The 17,613-nt window shown below is 74.9% G+C and carries 14 protein-coding genes; 6 read left to right on the top strand and 8 right to left on the bottom strand.

Translation table 11 applies throughout. The features are described from left to right. Positions 1–20: 20 nt before the first annotated feature. Entirely contained in the window at positions 21–2,723 is a 2,703-nt protein-coding gene (locus ASD33_RS18355; protein WP_056561130.1) for a SpoIIE family protein phosphatase, read from the top strand. Positions 2,724–2,837: 114 nt separating this feature from the next. Then, complete coding sequence (locus tag ASD33_RS18350) at positions 2,838–4,040, top strand: amidohydrolase (protein ID WP_056561127.1); 1,203 nt, start codon at positions 2,838–2,840, stop codon at positions 4,038–4,040. An 84-nt stretch (positions 4,041–4,124) separates the two neighbouring features. Here the strand turns inward: ASD33_RS18350 and ASD33_RS18345 are convergent, their stop codons facing one another. Next, positions 4,125–5,348: an amidohydrolase gene (locus ASD33_RS18345; protein ID WP_056561124.1), complete on the bottom strand. Its 1,224-nt coding sequence runs from the start codon at positions 5,346–5,348 to the stop codon at positions 4,125–4,127. A gap of 264 nt (positions 5,349–5,612) precedes the next feature. Here ASD33_RS18345 and ASD33_RS18340 point away from each other — a divergent pair, with 264 nt between their 5' ends. Further along, positions 5,613–6,317, top strand: coding sequence for a GntR family transcriptional regulator (locus ASD33_RS18340; RefSeq protein WP_056561121.1), 705 nt, complete (start codon positions 5,613–5,615; stop codon positions 6,315–6,317). 59 nt (positions 6,318–6,376) lie between these two features. Here the strand turns inward: ASD33_RS18340 and ASD33_RS18335 are convergent, their stop codons facing one another. Both ASD33_RS18335 and ASD33_RS18330 read right to left on the bottom strand, forming a co-directional pair. Continuing rightward, positions 6,377–7,525, bottom strand: coding sequence for a hypothetical protein (locus tag ASD33_RS18335; protein WP_056561118.1), 1,149 nt, complete (start codon positions 7,523–7,525; stop codon positions 6,377–6,379). Further along, the gene (locus tag ASD33_RS18330) at positions 7,522–8,454 is read right to left on the bottom strand and encodes a 5-dehydro-4-deoxyglucarate dehydratase (RefSeq protein ID WP_056561114.1); all 933 of its coding nucleotides are present in this window, start codon (positions 8,452–8,454) and stop codon (positions 7,522–7,524) included. The genes ASD33_RS18335 and ASD33_RS18330 overlap by 4 nt, the downstream gene beginning before the upstream one ends. A gap of 213 nt (positions 8,455–8,667) precedes the next feature. On the opposite strand from ASD33_RS18330, the gene ASD33_RS18325 reads away from it, so the two are divergent. Beyond that, positions 8,668–9,477, top strand: coding sequence for an NAD(P)-dependent oxidoreductase (locus ASD33_RS18325; protein ID WP_056561110.1), 810 nt, complete (start codon positions 8,668–8,670; stop codon positions 9,475–9,477). A gap of 237 nt (positions 9,478–9,714) precedes the next feature. Here ASD33_RS18325 and ASD33_RS18320 read toward each other — a convergent pair whose 3' ends face one another. Continuing rightward, complete coding sequence (locus ASD33_RS18320) at positions 9,715–10,650, bottom strand: AraC family transcriptional regulator (RefSeq protein WP_056561107.1); 936 nt, start codon at positions 10,648–10,650, stop codon at positions 9,715–9,717. A 157-nt stretch (positions 10,651–10,807) separates the two neighbouring features. Here ASD33_RS18320 and ASD33_RS18315 point away from each other — a divergent pair, with 157 nt between their 5' ends. Then, positions 10,808–11,035, top strand: coding sequence for a hypothetical protein (locus ASD33_RS18315; RefSeq protein WP_079044859.1), 228 nt, complete (start codon positions 10,808–10,810; stop codon positions 11,033–11,035). Between the two features lie 98 nt (positions 11,036–11,133). Then, the gene (locus ASD33_RS18310) at positions 11,134–12,366 is read left to right on the top strand and encodes a TerD family protein (protein WP_199863536.1); all 1,233 of its coding nucleotides are present in this window, start codon (positions 11,134–11,136) and stop codon (positions 12,364–12,366) included. Positions 12,367–12,428: 62 nt separating this feature from the next. Here the strand turns inward: ASD33_RS18310 and ASD33_RS18305 are convergent, their stop codons facing one another. The 4 genes from ASD33_RS18305 to ASD33_RS18290 all read right to left on the bottom strand — a co-directional run bounded on the left by ASD33_RS18305 (position 12,429) and on the right by ASD33_RS18290 (position 17,475). After that, the gene (locus ASD33_RS18305; protein WP_056561102.1) at positions 12,429–13,448 is read right to left on the bottom strand and encodes a 1-aminocyclopropane-1-carboxylate deaminase; all 1,020 of its coding nucleotides are present in this window, start codon (positions 13,446–13,448) and stop codon (positions 12,429–12,431) included. A gap of 49 nt (positions 13,449–13,497) precedes the next feature. Next, positions 13,498–14,211, bottom strand: a complete 714-nt coding sequence (locus tag ASD33_RS18300) for a GntR family transcriptional regulator (RefSeq protein ID WP_056561099.1) — start codon at positions 14,209–14,211, stop codon at positions 13,498–13,500. A gap of 42 nt (positions 14,212–14,253) precedes the next feature. After that, complete coding sequence (locus tag ASD33_RS18295; RefSeq protein ID WP_056561097.1) at positions 14,254–15,702, bottom strand: alkaline phosphatase PhoX; 1,449 nt, start codon at positions 15,700–15,702, stop codon at positions 14,254–14,256. A gap of 312 nt (positions 15,703–16,014) precedes the next feature. Further along, complete coding sequence (locus ASD33_RS18290; protein ID WP_056561095.1) at positions 16,015–17,475, bottom strand: hypothetical protein; 1,461 nt, start codon at positions 17,473–17,475, stop codon at positions 16,015–16,017. Between the last annotated feature and the right edge of the window lie 138 nt (positions 17,476–17,613).

Raw genomic sequence — 17,613 nt, 5'->3', positions numbered from 1 at the left:
GCGGCTCCGGGCTCCGGAGCGTGGCCGGCCAGGTGTTCGCGCTGGAGGCGCTCATCGCGCTCCTGGTGATCGCGGCGGCCGTGTTCGTGACCTTCCACCAGGCCCAGAGCGACACCGAGCGGGACGCCCGGGTCCGTTCGCTCGCCGTCGCCGAGGCCTTCGCACACGCGCCCGGCATCGACCAGGCCCTCGCCTCCCCCGATCCGACGGCGGTGCTGCAGTCCCGCGCGGAGGCCACCCGCCAGTCGACCGGAGTGGACTTCATCTCCGTACTGAGCCCGGCCGGCGTGCGGTACACGGACCCCGTCCAGGCGCTGATCGGCCAGAAGGCGAGCGGGGACTTCACCCGCGCGACGGTGGACGGCGCGTCCTTCACCGAGCACTTCCGGGGCGCCCCGAACGACGCCGTGCGGGCCGTGGTGCCCGTCGTGGACCCGCACGGCCGGACCCTCGGCCTGGTCACCAGCGGCATCGAGGTGGAGAGCATCACGCACGCGGTGGAGGGCAGGCTGCCGCTGCTCGTCGGTGCGGCGGCGGGCGCGCTGGTGCTGGCCGTGGGCGGCGCGGGCCTGGTGAGCCGGCGGCTGCGGCGGCAGACGCACGGCCTCGGCCCCACCGAGATGACCCGGATGAAGGAGCACCACGAGGCGGTCCTGCACGCGGTGCGCGAAGGGGTCCTGATCGTGGGCGCGGACCGGCGGCTGCTGCTCGCCAACGACGAGGCGCGCCGGCTGCTCGGACTGTCCGCCGACGCGGAGCGGCGGCACGTGTCGGAGCTGGGTCTCGATCCCCGTACGGTCGAACTCCTGGTGTCGGGGCGGTCGGCGACGGACGAGGTGCACCGGGCGGGTGACCGGCTGCTCGCGGTGAGCGTGCGGCCGACGGTCCGGGACGGTTCCGAGTCCGGCAGCGTGATGACGATGCGGGACACCACCGAGCTGGCCGCCCTGACGGGCCGGGCGGCGGTGGCCCGTGGCCGGCTCCAGCTGCTGTACGAGGCGGGCGTGCGGATCGGGACGACGCTGGAGGTCGTCCGGACGGCGGAGGAGCTGGCGGAGGTCGCGGTGCCGAGGTTCGCGGACTTCGCGACGGTGGAGCTGCTCGAACCGGTGCTGCGCGGGGAGGAGCCGCCGGGTTCCGCGGCGGCGGCGACGGAGATGCGGCGGACGGCGCTGAGCGGGCTGCGGCCCGACCAGCCGCTGCAGCCGGTCGGGGACACCGTGCGCTTCGACGTGTCGGACACTCCGATGGCGACGGCCCTGGGGGCGGGGCACGCGGTGGTGCAGGCGGAGCTCGCGGCGGCGGAGGGCTGGCGGGCGCAGGACCCCGAGGGGGCGGCGCAGGCGCTGGCGTACGGGATGCACTCGCTGCTCACGGTGCCGCTGCTGGCCCGTGGGGTGGTTCTGGGGATGGCCAACTTCTGGCGCGCGGACACCCCGGAGCCGTTCGGGGAGGAGGACCTGTCGTTCGCGGAGGAGCTGGCGGCGCGGGCGGCGGTCGCCATCGACAACGCGCGCCGGTTCACCCGGGAGCACGCGATGGCGGTGACGCTCCAGCGGAGCCTGCTGCCCCGGGTGCTGCCCGAGCAGAGCGCGGTGGAGGTGGCGTACCGCTATCTCCCGGCGAAGGCGGGCGTGGGCGGCGACTGGTTCGACGTGATCCCGCTGCCGGGGGCGCGGGTGGCGCTGGTCGTCGGGGACGTGGTGGGGCACGGGCTGCACGCGGCGGCCACCATGGGGCGGCTGCGGACGGCGGTGCACAACTTCTCGACGCTCGACGTGCCGCCGGACGAGCTGCTGGGGCATCTGGACGAGCTGACGGGCCGGATCGACGACCGGGAGTCGGAGGACCCGGACGGCGAGGCGCGGCGGCGGGAGGAGGGCATCACGGGCGCGACGTGTCTGTACGCGATCTACGACCCGGCGTCCGGGTTGTGCACGGTGGCGAGCGCCGGGCATCCCGGTCCGGCGCTGGTGAGTCCCGACGGGCGGGTCGAGTTCCCGGACCTGCCGCCGGGGATGCCGCTGGGGCTGGGGCTCGGCGACGCGCCGTTCGAGACGGCGCAGCTGCGGCTGCCGGAGGGCAGCAAGCTGGTGCTGTTCACGGACGGGCTCCTCGAGGACCGGGGACGGGACCTCGGCACGGGGCTCGAACTGCTGGGGTCCACGCTCGCCCAGCCGGACCGGACGCCGGAGCAGACCTGCGCGGACGTGCTCGCGACGCTGCTGTCGCCGTCGCCGCGCGACGACATCGCGCTGCTCGTGGCGGAGACCCGGATGCTCGACCCGGAGCGGATCGCGGAGTGGGAGGTGGCGCGCGATCCGGCGGCGGTGTCGCCGGTGCGGAACGCGGCGGCGGCGAAGCTGTCGGAGTGGGGGCTCGACGGGCTGGCGTTCACGGCGGAGCTGATCCTCAGCGAGCTGATCACCAACGCGGTGCGGTACGGGGCCGATCCGGTACGGGTCCGGCTGCTGCACGACCGGACGCTGATCTGTGAGGTGTCGGACGGCAGCAGCACCTCGCCGCACCTGCGGCACGCGGCGACGACGGACGAGGGCGGGCGCGGTCTGTATCTGGTGGCGCAGTACGCGGAGCGGTGGGGCACCCGGTACGGCCGGCGCGGGAAGACGATCTGGGCGGAGCTGCGGGTGGGCGCGGACGGCCCGGAGCCGGTGGCGATGGTGGTGCCGGATCTGGACGCGCTGGAGGACCTGGCGTGGTGAACGGCGGCGCCCCGTCGACCCGACATGGTATACCAAATGGAGTGTCAGTGGTCCCGTACGCCTCCGTACGGGACCGCTTCCCCACCGTCCGGCACCCGCCCACGAGGAGACCCCGTGACCCCGCCGCCCCGCACCGCCACCCTCTTCCACGACGTACGGCCCTTCGGCGGGCCGGCCCGCGATCTGGTCGCCGTGGACGGAATCCTGGTGGCGGAGGCACCTCCGGGCGCCGTCGTCGAGCGGGTCGACGGCGCCGGCCGGCTGGCGCTGCCGACCCTGGTCGACGCGCACATCCACCCCGACAAGACCTCCTGGGGCGAGCCCTGGCACAGCCGCCGCCCCGCGCACGGCATCGCCGAGTACGTCGCCGGTGACGTGGAGCTGTCCCGCGCCCTGCCGACCCCGGTGGGCGAGCGCGCGCTGCGGCTGATGTCGCACGCCGCGGCGCAGGGCACCCGGGCGATGCGCGCCCACGCGGACGTCGCCCCGGCCTACGGGCTCGCCGGGATCGAGGGGATCGCGGAGGCCGCCGGGAAGCTCGCCGGCGTCCTCGACGTGGAGCTGGTCGCCTTCCCGCAGCACGGGGTGGTCAGGACGCCGGGGGTGGCCGAGCTCCTGGCCGAGGCCGCCGCGAGCGGGCTCGTCACCCACATCGGCGGCATCGACCCGGCCGGCTTCGACGCGGACGGCGGCCACGGGGGCGACCAGCTGGGCACGGTCTTCGCGCTCGCGGAGAAGCACGGACTGGGGCTCGACATCCACCTCCACGACCGGGGCGAGCAGGGCCTCGCGCCGCTGCGGGACATCGCGGCCCGCACCCGCGCGCTCGGCCTCCGGGGCCGGGTGAGCGTGGCGCACGCCTTCGCGGTCGCCGGTCTCTCCGGCGCGGAGCTCGACGAGACGGCGGACCTGCTCGCGGAGGCGGGGGTCTCGCTCACGACGGTCGCCCTGTCCGTGACGACGATCCTGCCGTTCCGGCGGCTCGCCGAACGCGGGGTCACGGTCGGGCTCGGCTCGGACGGCGTCCGGGACAACTGGAGCCCGTTCGGCAACGCGGACATGCTGCACCGCGCCTGGCTGGCCGCCTGGGCCCTGGACCTGAGGCTCGACGAGGAGCTCGAAGCCTGCTTCCGGCTGGCGGCCGACGGCGGCGCGGAACTCCTCGGCCTCCCGAAGGCGGACCTCCGCCCGGGCTCCCCGGCCGACTTCATGCTGGTCGACGGCGAGTGCCTGCCGCAGGCGGTGGTGGACCTCCCCCGCCGTGACCTGGTGGTCCGCGCCGGCCGGGTGGTCGCGCGGGACGGCCGCCTGGTCTGACGGGCCGCCGTACGGAGGTGGCGCGCCGGGCCCGCCCCCGTACGGGATCGCCGGGCAGTGGTCCGGGCGCCGGGACCTCGGCGCTCAGCCGGCTCCTCCGGCGGAGGGGACGGGCTCGGGGTAGTCGTCGTCGGTGAAGGGGCCGACGATCCGCCCGGCGTGCAGCACGAGCAGCCGGCGCGGGTGGCAGGCGACGGCCTCCGCGACGGAGCCGGCGGCGACGGCGACGAGGTCGGCGCGGCAGCCGGGGGCGAGGCCGTGGCCGTCGAGACCGAGGGCGGCGGCGGCCTCGCCGGTGACGAGGGAGGCGGCGGCGCCCAGTTCGGCGTCGGTCATGAGCCCGGCCCGCAGGCCGATGATCGTGGCGCGTTCGAGCATGTCGGCGGTGCCGTAGGGCCACCAGGTGTCGCGGATGTTGTCGGAGCCGGCGAAGACCCGGACGCCGTGCTCGCGCAGCCGCAGGACGGGGGGCATCGGGCCCCGGGGGCCGTTGGTCATGATGGCGACCCCGGCGGCGGCGAGGGCCGTACCGGTGCGGTCGAGTTCGGCCTCGTCGACGCCGCCGAGGGCGTAGGCATGGCTGACGGCGACCTTGCCGCCGAGGCCGAGCGCGGCGGTGCGGGCGGCGATGTTCCGCAGCTGGGCGGTGCCGGTGACGCCGCCGTCGTGGAGGTGCAGGTCGATGCCCTTGCCGTGGCGTTCGGCGAGGCCGAAGACGACGTCGAGCTGGCCGTCGGCGTCGCCGTCGAAGCCCACCGGGTCGAGTCCGCCGACGAGGTCGGCCCCGTCGGCGAGGGCCGCGTCGAGGAGGTCGGCGACGCCGGGGGCGGTGACGACCCCGCTCTGCGGGAAGGCGACGAGCTGGATGCCGAGCCGGTCGCGGAACTCCTCGCGGACGCCGAGGAGGGCGTGCAGGTGGTCGAGGCCGGTGTCCGGGTCGACGTCGACGTGGGAGCGGACGTGGCCGGTGCCGAGGGAGACCATCCGGCGGGCGAGGGCCGCGGCCCGTACGGCGACGGGCACCTCCTCGGTACGGCGGGAGGCGCGCTCGGCGTCGATCTGCTCGCGCAGGGTGGCGGTGGCGCGGTGCGGGCGCCAGGGGGCACCGAGGAAGGTCTTGTCGAGGTGGGCGTGGCCGTCGACGAGGGCGGGCAGCAGGAGCGCGCCGCCGAGGTCGAGGGCGCCGGGCGGGGTGGGGCGGCCGGGGACGTGGTCCTCGACGGCGCTCACCCGGCCGTCCGCCAGACGGACGTCGGCGGTGCGGCCGTCGGGGAGGGTGGCCCCGGTGAGGACGGTGGGTTCGCCCATGACTTCTCCTTCAGGGTTCTCGGGACTCGGAGGGGCCGTGCCGGAGATCCCCTGGCGAGCGCGGTGCGGCGCCAAGGTATCTGGTATACCGAATGTCGATCAATGATGTCCGGGACGGAGGTTCCGCGTGCCGCGCCCGCGCCCGGCGATCTCCGCGCGCGGGGGTCTGCGAAGATCACAGGAGCGCGGCCCCCGCCGCCCGCGCGCCCGCTCCCCCTCCCCCTCCCCGCTCCCCGCCTCCCCGCCCCGACCGGAGCCGCCTCCATGACCGTCCAGCGCCCCGACGTCCGCGGCACCGCCGCCGGGGACGCCCCCGTGTCCCTGCGGGAGCGGGTCTACGTGGAGCTGCGCGAGCGGATCATCGAGGCGGAATACCCGGCCGGCATGCGGCTCGTGGAGCGGGAGGTCGCCGACGAGCTGCGGGTCTCGCGGGTGCCGGTGCGCGAGGCGATGCAGCGCCTGGAGTCGGAGGGCTTCCTCTCGGTGCAGCCGCGCCGGGGTTCGGTGGTGGCGGAGTTCGGCCCGGAGGACGCCGAACACCTCTTCGACGTACGGGAGAACCTGGAGGGCCTGGCCGCGCGGCTGGCCGCACGGCACGCGGACCCCGCCCGGCTGCGGGACCTGGAGCGGCTGCCGGCGCGGGCCAGGAGGGCGGCGGAGTCCGGACGGCTCCGCGAGGCCGCCTCCCTCAACGCCGACTTCCACCGCCGGATCGTCGAACTCTCCGGGAACCCGCTCCTGGTGGACCTGATGGCTCCGCTCGACTCCCGGCTGCGCCGGCTCTTCCGGCTCACCTCGGCGCGCTCGGACGCCGAACCGATGTGCGGGGCCCACGAGCGGCTCTACGAGGCCGTCCGCGACGGCGACGAGGACGCCGCGGAGACCCTGGCCCGCGCCCACGTCGCCGACACCCGCGCCTCGACCGCCCGGCTGCTGGCCGCCCCGAGGGGCACTCCGGACGCCCCCTAGGGCCTGCCGTCACACTCCCGTCTGCCCCGCGGGCAACGACAGGAGTGTGACGACACGCCCTAGCCGGAGGTCTCCGCGCCGAGCTTCCGCAGCGCCGTCCGGACCGCCGACAGGTCCTCGTCCGAGGCCAGCCCGGCGTGGTAGAGCCGCAGTTCGGTCGCGCCCGCCGCGCGGGCCGTCTCCGCGTCGGCGGCCAGCCGGTCCGGGGCGCCGCCCATGCCGGTGACGACGGACAGGTTCGCGGCGACGACGGTGTCCGGGCCGGCATGGGCTGCGAAGTGCGCGACCCGGGGCGGCCGGGCGACCACCCCGTCCGCGAGGCCGAGGACGTGCGCCGGGTCGGTGCCGGTGTCGGCGCCGCAGCGGTACGGGTCGGGGTCGGCGTGCAGCAGGACCCGGAAGCCGGGCGGGGCGGCGGCCCGCACGGCGGCCACGGCGGCCTCCTGGAAAGCGCGGGCCGTCCCGGCGCGCCAGGCCAGGGCCGGGGCCTCCAGGGCGCCGAGGCCGCCCGCCGGGCCCGTCCCCGCCCATACGGGTGCCAGGGCGGCCCGCACGGCGGCGGCCAGCTCCTCGGGGTCGGCGCCCCCGGTCCCGTACCCCTCCCGGCAGGAGGAGCAGAAGCAGAGCGACATCAGGTACTGCTCGCGCTCGCCCAGCGCGACGCCGCCGGTCTTGTCGTGGGCGTGCAGATGGGCGAGGCCGTACCAGCCGCAGGACTCCAGTTCGGTGCCGGCCGCGCCGGGCCGTACGGCGGCCTCGGCGGCCAGGGAGACGAGCAGTTCGCGGACCTCGGGGCGGCCCACGCAGGGGGCCCAGGGGTAGCGGTCGCCGTAGGCGTTGACGACGGAGGTGTCCGGATGTTCGGCGCCGAGGCGGGAGTTGTGGGCGAGGACGACCCAGCTGTGCACCTCCAGGCCCGCGCCGGCGAGCGCGTCGGCGGCCCGCCCGAAGGCGTCGCCGGGGGCCCAGTCACCCGCCGGGTACGGGCGCAGCGTGCGGCCCGCCCAGCGGTCCGGGTCCGGCAGGTAGAGCACGGCGGCGTGTTCGGCGGTGACGACGCGGTGGGCCGGGTGGCGGGGGGTGAGGGCGCGGGTGGAGTGGTAGGCGGCGGCGAGCGTGACCTGCGCGAGGCCGAGTCCGGCGAGGAGTCCGGGGGCGGCGGGGTCGCCGTCGACGTCCCAGGGGTAGACGAAGGCTCCGGTCCTCACTTTCCGGCCTCCTTGAGGAGGGCGCGGGCGCGCTCGACGAGCAGGGCGAGCTCCTCGACGTGCTCGGGGGCGGGTTCGCTCAGCGGCGGCCGCACCTCGCCGACGTCCAGGCCGCCCCGGCGCACCGCCGCCTTGACGAGCGAGACGGCGTATCCCCGGCCCCGGTCGCGGAGTTCGACGAGGGGCCGGTAGAAGACATCGACGAGCAGGTCGACGGTGGCCTCGTCGCCGCCACCCAGGGCGCGGTGGTAGGCGAGGGCGATGTCGGGGGCGAAGCAGAAGACGGCGGAGGAGTAGAGGGTGACGCCGATGCCCCGGTAGGCGGCTCCGGTGAGTTCGGCGGTCGGCAGGCCGTTGAAGTAGAGGAGGCCGAGGCCCTCGGCGCGGACGGCGCTGACGATCCGCTGCATGAGGCCGAGGTCGCCGAGGCCGTCCTTGATGCCGATGACGCCGTCGGTGCGGGCGAGGGCGACGGCGGTGGCGGGGGTGAGGACCGCGTTGTCGCGCTGGTAGACGATGACGTCGAGCGAGGTGGCGGCGGCGAGTTCGGTGTAGTGGCGGAGCAGTCCGGCCTGGTCGGCGACGACGAGGTACGGGGGCATGGCGAGGAGTCCGTCGGCGCCCGCCTCCTCGGCGAGGCGCGCGTACCGGATCGCGAGCGCGGTGCCGTATCCGGCGCCGGCGACGACGGGGACACGGCCCTCGGCCGCCTCGACGGCGGCGGCGACGCAGTCCCGGAACTCCTCGGGGGCGAGGGCGTGGAACTCACCGGTGCCACAGCAGGCGAAGACGGCGGCGGCGCCCGCGTCCACGCCCGCGCGTACATGGGCGCGGAAGACGTCGAGGTCGACGGAGCCGTCGGGCGCGAAGGCGGTCACGGGGAAGAACAGCAGGCCGTCGAGCCGGCCGGCGAGCGGTGCAGTGGTCACGGGCGCTCCCAGGGAAGTCCGTCGTGCACAGCCGCTGTGCACATTTCTGACTGTCATCCATATTCTTGAACGATTCCGTGACGCACGCTAGATCAGCCCGGAACAAGGGTCAAGAAGAGAAGCCGTCGCACGGCCGACCCTTGACGCTCCGTTGGGCCGCTCCCTAGCGTGTCCACGGTTGTGAATGCCACTCAACGGAGGAGATGCGTTCCCATGTCCGTCCCCCGCACCGTCCTGCTCACCGGCGCCGCCGGGGGCGTCGGCACGCTGATGCGGGAGCTGCTGCCCCCGTACGGCTACGAGCTCCGCCTCCTGGACGTCGCTCCCGTGCCCGGGGCGCCGGACGCGATCGTGGCCGACCTCGCGGACCGCGCGGCGCTGCGCGAGGCGGTCCGGGGCGTCGACGCGATCGTGCATCTCGCGGGCATCTCCCTGGAGTCGAGCTTCGACAAGATCATGGCCGCCAACATCGCGGGGACGTACCACCTCTACGAGGCCGCACGCGAGGAGGGCGTCGGGCGGGTGGTCCTCGCCTCCAGCAACCACGCGATCGGCTTCACCCCGCGGCCCCGCGAGGGCGAGCCGCTCGTCCCGGTCGGCACCCCGCACCGCCCGGACACCTTCTACGGCCTCTCCAAGTGCTTCGGCGAGGACCTGGCACAGCTCTACTGGGACCTGCACGGCGTCGAGACCGTCTCGGTCCGCATCGGCTCCTGCTTCCCGGAGCCCACCTCGGTCCGGATGCTGTCGATGTGGCTCAGCCCCGCCGACTGCGCCCGGCTGCTGCACGCCTGCCTCACCGCGCAGGACGTGGCCCACACCGTGGTCTACGGCTCCTCCGCCAACACGCGCGCGTGGTGGGACCTCTCCACGGCGCGGGCGCTCGGCTACGAGCCGCGGGACGACTCGGAGCCGTATGCGGAGAAGGTGATCGCGGAGAAGGGCTTCCCGCCGGAGGGCAGCGCCGACGACCTCTACCTGGGCGGCCACTTCTGCGTGACGCCGCCCCAGTGGCCGCACTGAACCGGACCGCGCGGAAATACACAGGACCCGGCCGGACTGATACGGGGGAGCCGGCCGGGGCCCGGGTCGCGGGTGCGCTGGCGCACCGGACGTGTTCACCGTAGGCCCGGCCGAAGATCATCGCGAGCCGCGGAACGCGGCACCTGTCCGGAATGCGCGGTGGGTTGGCGCACGGAGGCACGGGCACCCCGCCGCACGCGCCCCCGACCCCGGCTCGGCCCCGGCCCCGGCCCCGGCTCAGCGGGACGCGCGCAGGGTGCGGGACGGCGACTCGCCGAACTTCTCCCGGTAGCGGGCCGCGAAGCGTCCCTGGTGGGCGAAGCCCCAGCGCCAGGCGACCTCGCTCACGCTCACCCCGTCCGGCGCCGCCGCCCGCAGTTCCTCGCGGACCCGGTCGAGGCGGACCTCACGGACGTACGCCATCGGGGACATCCCCACGTACTCCCGGAACGACTCCTGGAGGCGGCGCACGCTCACCCGGGCCAGATCGGCGAGTTCGGTGGTCGTGAACGGGTGCTCCGGGCGCTCCCGCACCGCGTCCATCACGCGTTTGACGGGGGCCGGGCGGCGCGGCTCCCCCGGGTGGGCCAGCGCCTCGCGCCAGGGGTGCTCGGCGGCCAGCAGCAGCCCGTTGAGCAGCGCCTCCTGGAGCGGCGCGGCCACCAGTTCGTGCCGGGCCAGGCCTTCCCCGGCGAGCGCCTCGGCCGCGACCTGGCGGGCGAAGCGCACCCAGCTGAGCCCGGGTCCGCGCGTGATGTCCAGGCCGGTCCCCAGGACCAGCGGGCTCCGGGGCGCCCGGCCGATCAGCCGCTCCAGCCGGTCGCGCAGGGCGGCCGCCCCGATCTTCACCGAGAGGGTCCGGCAGTCCCCGCTCCAGCGGTCGAGGAAGGTGTCGCCCGCCGGGTCGAGCAGCAGCGCCTCGCCGGGCGTGGCGACGAGCGGGGCCCCGCCCTGGCGCATCTCCATCGTGCCGCTGAGCGGGGCGTTCAGGTGGTACGCGCCCAGCTCCCCGAAACTCATCCGCACATCTGCCCCGCAGCTCAGGTCGCCGATCACCAGCGGACCGAGCGCGACGGTGTCGAAGCGCGCCACGAAGGGGCGCCGCTCACGGTCGACGACGTCCATGCGGTTCGCGTAGTAGCGGGCGTCCAGCTCCTCGCGCGCCTCGTCCACGTCCTGTGTCCGGAAACAGCTCCCACCCACCGGGTCCACCGCGCCCACCCCGCCCCCTGCCCCCACGGGCTCCACCAGCCCTTCCGCCCCCACTGCACCTATGGGTCGAAAGAATATTCATATGACGGATCTGGCCGGGAACGGCAGGATGCCCGGCATGCCACGACCTCATGGATTCACGTACGAGCGGCGCCGGGACGGCTCCGTCGTCCTCACGCACCTCGGACGCGCCGCGGGCGTGCTGCGCGGCGGGCGCGCCGAGAAGTTCCTCGCCGAGGTCGAGTCGGGGGACGCCCAGCTGGTCATGGCCCGCTGGACGGGCTCGTACCGCTTCGGCAACGAGCGGCAGGCCAGGAACCACCCCCGCAACCAGGGCGGCCGCTGACCGGACCGGCCCCCGGTGGCGGACGGCCGGGTCACCGGAGTGGCCGAACCGGAGGAGGGTAAGGGAACGGCAAAGGCGCCCGGCTCGTTACCCCAGGCATGACCGCAATGACCCCCGGCTCGAACATCCCTCTCACCGTCGCACGCGTGGCGGTGGACGTCGCCGCCCCGGTGCGGCTCGACGTCTCGGGCCTGCTGCTCGGCGCCAACGGCAAGGTGCGCTCGGACGACGACTTCATCTTCTACAACCAGCCGTCCGGCCCCGGCGTCACCTACCGCTCCGGCGGCGGCGCCGCCCCCGACGCGATCCTGGTGGACACCGGCGCCGTCCCGGCCGGCGTCGAGAGGATCGTCGTCACCGCGAGCCCGGACGCCGCGGGCCAGACCTTCCAGGGCATCGAGCCCACCGCCACCGTGCGCAACGCCGACGACGGCAGCGTCCTCGCCACCTTCACCCCGCCGCAGCTCTCCACCGAGACGGCGCTCGTCGTCGTCGAGATCTATCTGCGCAACGGCGCGTGGAAGGCCCGCGCCGTCGGCCAGGGCTACGCGAACGGGCTGGCCGGCATCGCCACGGACTTCGGCGTCTCGGTGGACGAGGAGCCCGCCGCCGCCCCGGCCGCGCCCGTCGCCCCGCCCGCCCCGGTCGCGCCGCCGGCCCCGCCGCTCGCGCCCCCGGTGCCGCCCGTCGACCCCCGGATCCTCGCCTCCACGCCGCCGCCCGCGCCCCCGGCCGCCGCCCCCGTCTCCACGGGCAAGATCAACCTCGACAAGGGCCGGGTCAGCCTCCAGAAGAACCAGACGGTGTCCCTGGTCAAGGGCGGCCGCCCGCTGCTCTCCCAGGTCAAGATGGGCCTCGGCTGGGAGCCCGCGTACCGGGGCAAGGACATCGACCTGGACGCCTCCGTCATCGCGTACGGCCCGCAGCGCAACCACCTGGACAGCTGCTACTTCGGCAAGCTGTCCATCCTGAACGGCTCGGTGAAGCACTCCGGCGACAACCTCACCGGCGAGGGCGCGGGCGACGACGAGGTGATCGTCGTCGACCTCGGCCGGCTGCCGGCCGACACCACCGGTCTGGTCTTCACGGTCAACTCCTTCTCCGGCCAGAAGTTCACCGAGGTCGCCAAGGCCTACTGCCGGCTGATCGACGCGGCGACGGGCGAGGAGCTGGTCCGCTTCGACCTGACCACCGCCGAGCCGCAGACCGGCGTGATGATGGCCAAGCTGATCAAGCAGTTCTCCGGCGAGTGGGAGATGACGGCGATGGGCGAGTTCGTGAAGTCCCGCACCGTCCGCGGCATGGTGAAGCCGGCCGCCCAGGCCCTCTGAGCCGGCGGGACACGACGGAGCCGGCCGCCCGGGCACTCCGGGCGGCCGGCTCCGCTCCCCCGCTACGAGAACAGGGCGCTGTAGGCGTTGAGGGCGGGCTGGCCGCCGAGGTGGGCGTAGAGCACGGTCGAGTCGCTGCCGATCTCCCCCCGGTCCACCAGGTCGACCAGACCCGCCATCGACTTCCCCTCGTACACCGGGTCGGTGACCATGCCCTCGGTGCGGGCGGCCAGCCGCATCGCGTCGAGGGTCGTCTCGTCCGGGAGGCCGTACACCCCGGCGTGGTAGCGCTCGTCCAGCTCGACGTCGGCCGCCGTCACCGGGCGCTCGACCCCGATCAGGGCGGCGGTGTCACGGGCGATCCGGGTGATCTGCTCATGGGTCGGGCCGGGCTTCGCGGAGGCGTCGATCCCGAGGATCCGGCGGGCCGGGCCGCCCTCCTCGGCCAGCGCGGCGAAGCCCGCGACCATGCCGGCCTGGGTGGAGCCGGTCACCGAGCAGACCACGATCGTGTCGAAGAGGACACCGAGCTCGCGCTCCTGCTCCGCCACCTCGTACGCCCAGTTCGCGAAGCCGAGACCGCCGAGCCGGTGGTCGGAGGCGCCGGCCGGGATGGCGTACGGCTTGCCGCCGTTCTCCTCGACCTCCCGCAGGGCCTGCTCCCAGCTCTCCTTGAAGCCGATGCCGAAGCCGGCCTTCACCAGGCGCACGTCGGCGCCCGCGAGCCGGCTGATCAGGATGTTGCCGACCTTGTCGTAGACGGAGTCCGGCCAGTCCACCCAGCTCTCCTGGACCAGGACGCACTTGAGCCCGGCGCGGGCGGCGACGGCGGCGACCTGACGGGTGTGGTTGGACTGGACCCCGCCGATCGAGACGAGGGTGTCGCAGCCCTGCGCGAGGGCGTCCGCGACCAGGTACTCCAGCTTGCGGGTCTTGTTCCCGCCGTACGCCACACCTGAGTTGCAGTCCTCGCGCTTGGCCCACAGGGTGGCGCCGCCGAGGTGGTGGGTGAGCCGTTCGAGGGGGTGGACCGGCGAGGGCCCGAAGAGGAGCGGGTAGCGGTCGAAATCGGTGATCGGCAAAGCGGCTCCCGGTGAGTGACGGCTGCTGGTCGGCGTTCCAGGACGCGCGCTACGGCGCGGGGGGTCCGGCGGATCGCCCGTCCGCCGCGGTGATGCCCGTGACCTCGGCGACCTCGATGGCGTCGTCCGCGAGCTGTTCGAGGGCGGCCCATATCTCCGTGGTGACCCGTACCGCCTCCGCCGCGTCCCCCGCCTCGCAGGCGTCGATGAGCCGGGTGTGCAGCTCGGCCGAGCCGCAGCTTCCGGCGTCGCCGAAGAGCCGCCGCTCGACCCGGCGGATCAGGGGGGTGTAGCGGGCGATGGTGGCGGCGGCGGCGTGGTTGCCGCTGGCGACGACGAGCACCTGGTGCAGGGCGTCGTCGGCGGCGAGGGCGGCCTCCACGTCGGAGGCGCGGACGGCCGCCGCGAAGCGCTCGTTGGCCTCGCGCATGGCCCGGATGCCCTCGGGCCCGAGCAGCGGGACGCCGGTCCTCGCGGCGAGTTCGTGCATCACCCGCACCACCGAGGCGGCGTCCCTGACGACCCGGCTGACCGGCCGGGTGACCCGCGTGTAGCTCTGTGGCTTGGACTCGACGAGCCCCTCGTCGCCGAGCCGGACCAGGGCCTCGCGCACGGGTGCGCGCGAGAGCCCGAGCCGTTCGGCGAGGTCGGCGTCCTTGAGCGGGGCGCCGGGGGCGAGGTCGCCGCGCACGATGGCCTCGCGCAGCGCCTCGTACGCCCGGTCACGCAACAGGGTCCGGCCCACGGGCCGTAGTGCGTCCATGGGCTGACATGTTAGATGTCAGCCCATGGATCCGACCAGGGGTCAGCGGCGGGGCTGGCGGCGCCAGGGGCCGGTGATCGCGACCATGATGCCCGGGGTCTGGATGTTGGCGAACAGCGTGTCGCCGTCGGGCGAGAAGGTGACGCCGGTGAACTCGCTGTCGTTCAGGTCGTTGCGGGCGATCGGGTAGGTGCGGCCCGAGTCGGTCGCGCCGAAGAGGTGTTGGACGCCCTCGCCGTCCTCGGCGATGACGAGCCCGCCGTACGGGGAGACGGTGATGTTGTCGGGGCCGTCGAAGGCGCCGTCCGCGTCCGGGTTCGCGTTCACGCCGAGCAGCACCTTGAGGGTGAGCGTGCGGCGCTTCGGGTCGTAGAACCAGACCTGGCCGTCGTGCGCGGCGCCGGGGCTCTCCTCACGGGCGTAGGAGGAGACGAAGTAGGTGCCGCCGTCGGCCCACCACATGCCCTCCAGCTTGCGGGCGCGGGTGACCTGGCCGGCGGTGAACTGCTTGCGGACGGGGATGGTGCGGCCGTCGCGGTCGGGGACGTCGACCCAGTCCACGCCGTAGACGGTGCCGATCCGGGTCGCCCGGGAGAGGTCGTCCACGAAGACGCCGGAGGAGTCGGTGCACTTGAAGGCCTGGAGCACACCGGCGTCGTCGGCGAGGGTACGGAGCTTCCCGCGGCCGTGCTCGAAGCCGTGCGGCGGCACCCAGCGGAAGAGCAGCCCGTTGGGGCCGGAGGCGTCCTCGGTGAGGTAGGCGTGACCGCGCTTGGGGTCGACGACGACGGCCTCGTGGGCGTAGCGGCCGAAGGCCTTGACGGGCTTCGGGGCGAGGTTGGCGCGACGGTCGCGCGGGTCGACCTCGAAGATGTAGCCGTGGTCCTTGGTCATGCCGTTCTTGCCGGCCAGGTCCTCGGTCTCCTCGCCGGTCAGCCAGGTGCCCCAGGAGGTGCGGCCGCCCGCGCAGTTGGTGGAGGTGCCGGCGACGCCGACCCACTCGGCGACGGTGCCGTCGCGGTGCACCTCGACGACCGTGCAGCCGCCGGCCGCGGCGGGGTCGTAGACGAGGCCCTCGGTCAGCGGGACGGGGTGCTCCCACTTGTCGCGGGTGCCCTTGAGCTCGTGGTTGTTGACCAGGTACGTGGTGCCGCGCGGGCCGGCGAAGGCGGCGGTGCCGTCGTGGTTGGAGGGCGTGAACTCGCCGGACTCCAGGCGGGTCACACCGCTGTGGGTGACGACGCGGTACGAGAACCCGGCCGGCAGGGCCAGCATCCCCTCGGGGTCGGGGACGAGTTCTCCGTACCCGAGGCCGTGGTCGTGTCCGTGGCCGTGCCCGTGGCCGTGGTCGTGCCCGGAGCCGTACGCCTCGGGCTCGTCGGAGGCGAGCGCCTCGGGCGCGGTGGCGAGAGCCCCCACGACGCCGGTGAGGGCGAGCCCCGCGCCGGCGACGGCGGACTGCTTGGTGAACTCTCTGCGGTTGAGGGGCATGGTGTGGCGTTCTCCCTGTGGTGGCCGGATCTCGCGGGCCACCCTCCCGTGTCGCCGCGAACGCCGTCTGAACTCCACGGGAACACCGCGGGGCGCGAGGCGACGAACGGCCGACGCCGGGACGGCGGTGGGAGGCCGGGCACCGCCGTACGACCACCGGAAACAGCGCGTCGCCGTCCGGCCGGCCCTCGGCGCTGCCGTACGGCCGGACCCCCGGCACCCTCGTAGAGCCGGACCCCCGGCGCCCTCGTACGGCCGGCCACTCGGACCCGCCGTGCGACCGCCCCCCGGCCGCCCCTGCGTCCCGGCCCGTCAGCCCCCCGACCGCGACCGCGCCTTGAAGGCCGCCTTGCGGGCCTCCTTCGCCACCGTCTTGTCCCGGTGCAGACGGCCCATCGCCTCCAGGACCTCGCCCGTCGCCGGGTGCTCCACCCGCCAGGCCGCCTCGAAGAAGCCGCCGTGGCGGCCCGCCAGACCCTCGATCAGCTCCTGGAGCTCCTCCAGGTCGCCGTCCGCGTCGAGCTGGGCCGCGATCGTGTCGATCGCCAGCCAGAAGATCATCGACTCCGGCGGCGCGGGCACGTCCGCCGCACCCCGCTCGGCGAGCCAGACGCGCGCCAGGCCGCCGAGTTCCGCGTCGTCCAGGACCTCCCGTACGGCGGGCTCCGCCTCGGGGCCGACCAGGGACAGGGTCTGCTGGCAGTGGAGGCGGCGGAGCGGCGAGCCGGCGTCCGTGCCGCGCGCGGCGTGCAGCAGCTCCCGGGCGGCGCCGAGCGCGTCGCGCCCGGCCAGCCAGCCGGCGGTCTCCTCGCGGGCCGCGGCCTCCGGGTAGAGGGCGATCCCGTCGAGGAGGGCGTCGGCGCCCTTGTCCGCGAGGTCGCCGACGGCGGGCGCGTCCACGCCGGCCTCCAGCATCCGGGCCCGGACGCCGTAGAGGCCGAGGGGGGTGAGCCGGACCATGCCGTAACGGGTGACGTCCTCGTCGTCGACGGGCGGCGCGGGCTCCTCACCCTCCTCGGCCATCAGGGCCTCGTCGACGGGCTGGTAGGCGACGAGGCCGATCGGTTCGAGCAGCCGGAACTGCTCGTCGAGGCGCATCATCGCGTCGGAGACCTGCTCCAGGACGTCGTCGGTGGGTTCGCCCATGTCGTCGGGGACGACCATCGACGCGGCGAGCGCCGGCAGCGGTACGGGACCGTCGCCGGGTCCGCCGTCGCTGACGGTCAGGAGGTAGAGGTTGCCGAGGACGCCCTCCAGGAACTCGGCCTCCGCCTCGGGGTCCCAGTCGAGCGCCTCGATGTCGATCTCGCCGTCCTCGCCGACGATCGCGTCGATGTCGTCGATGACGGGGGCGACGGCGTCGCCGAAGACCGCGTCGAAGCCGTCCAGCCAGAGCGCGAGGACGTCCTGCGGCGAACCGCCGGTGACGAGCGCGAGGTTCTCGCCGGGCGCGGCCCGCCCCGGGGTGCCGTCCTCGTCCCCGGTGCCCTCCGTGCCGTCCTGGACGTCGACCAGGCCGGTGTCGACGGCGAGCCGCCAGGCGTCGCCCGCCCACAGCTCGCCGTCCTCGTCGTCGGTGAGGCCCAGCACCCCGACGGCCTCGGGGAGCTGCTCGTCGACGAGTTCGCCGCCCGCGTCGACCCGGGTGTCGGGTCCGGCCCAGCGGGCGAGCCGCACCGCGTGGGCGAGGAGGGGGGCGGCCAGGGCGTCCCGCGCCAGCTCCGCGTCCGCACGCAGCCGAACGGGGGGAAGGGTGGGGTGCTCCGCTGACATCTGGGGGGTCTCCTCGACGCGTGCGTGGGTGAAGGGTGAGGGGCTCGGCGAAGGGCTCGAAGCGCGGCTCTCAGCCTAGACGCATCCGGGAGGACGTCCGCCGGTTCACGCGTCCGTCAGCCTTCGTACACCCGTCGA

Origin of the sequence: Streptomyces sp. Root1304 (assembly GCF_001426405.1) — a bacterium.
GTDB lineage: Bacteria > Actinomycetota > Actinomycetes > Streptomycetales > Streptomycetaceae > Streptomyces.
Note: the sequence above shows the minus strand (reverse complement) of the source record. Positions and strands in the feature narration are given on the sequence as shown.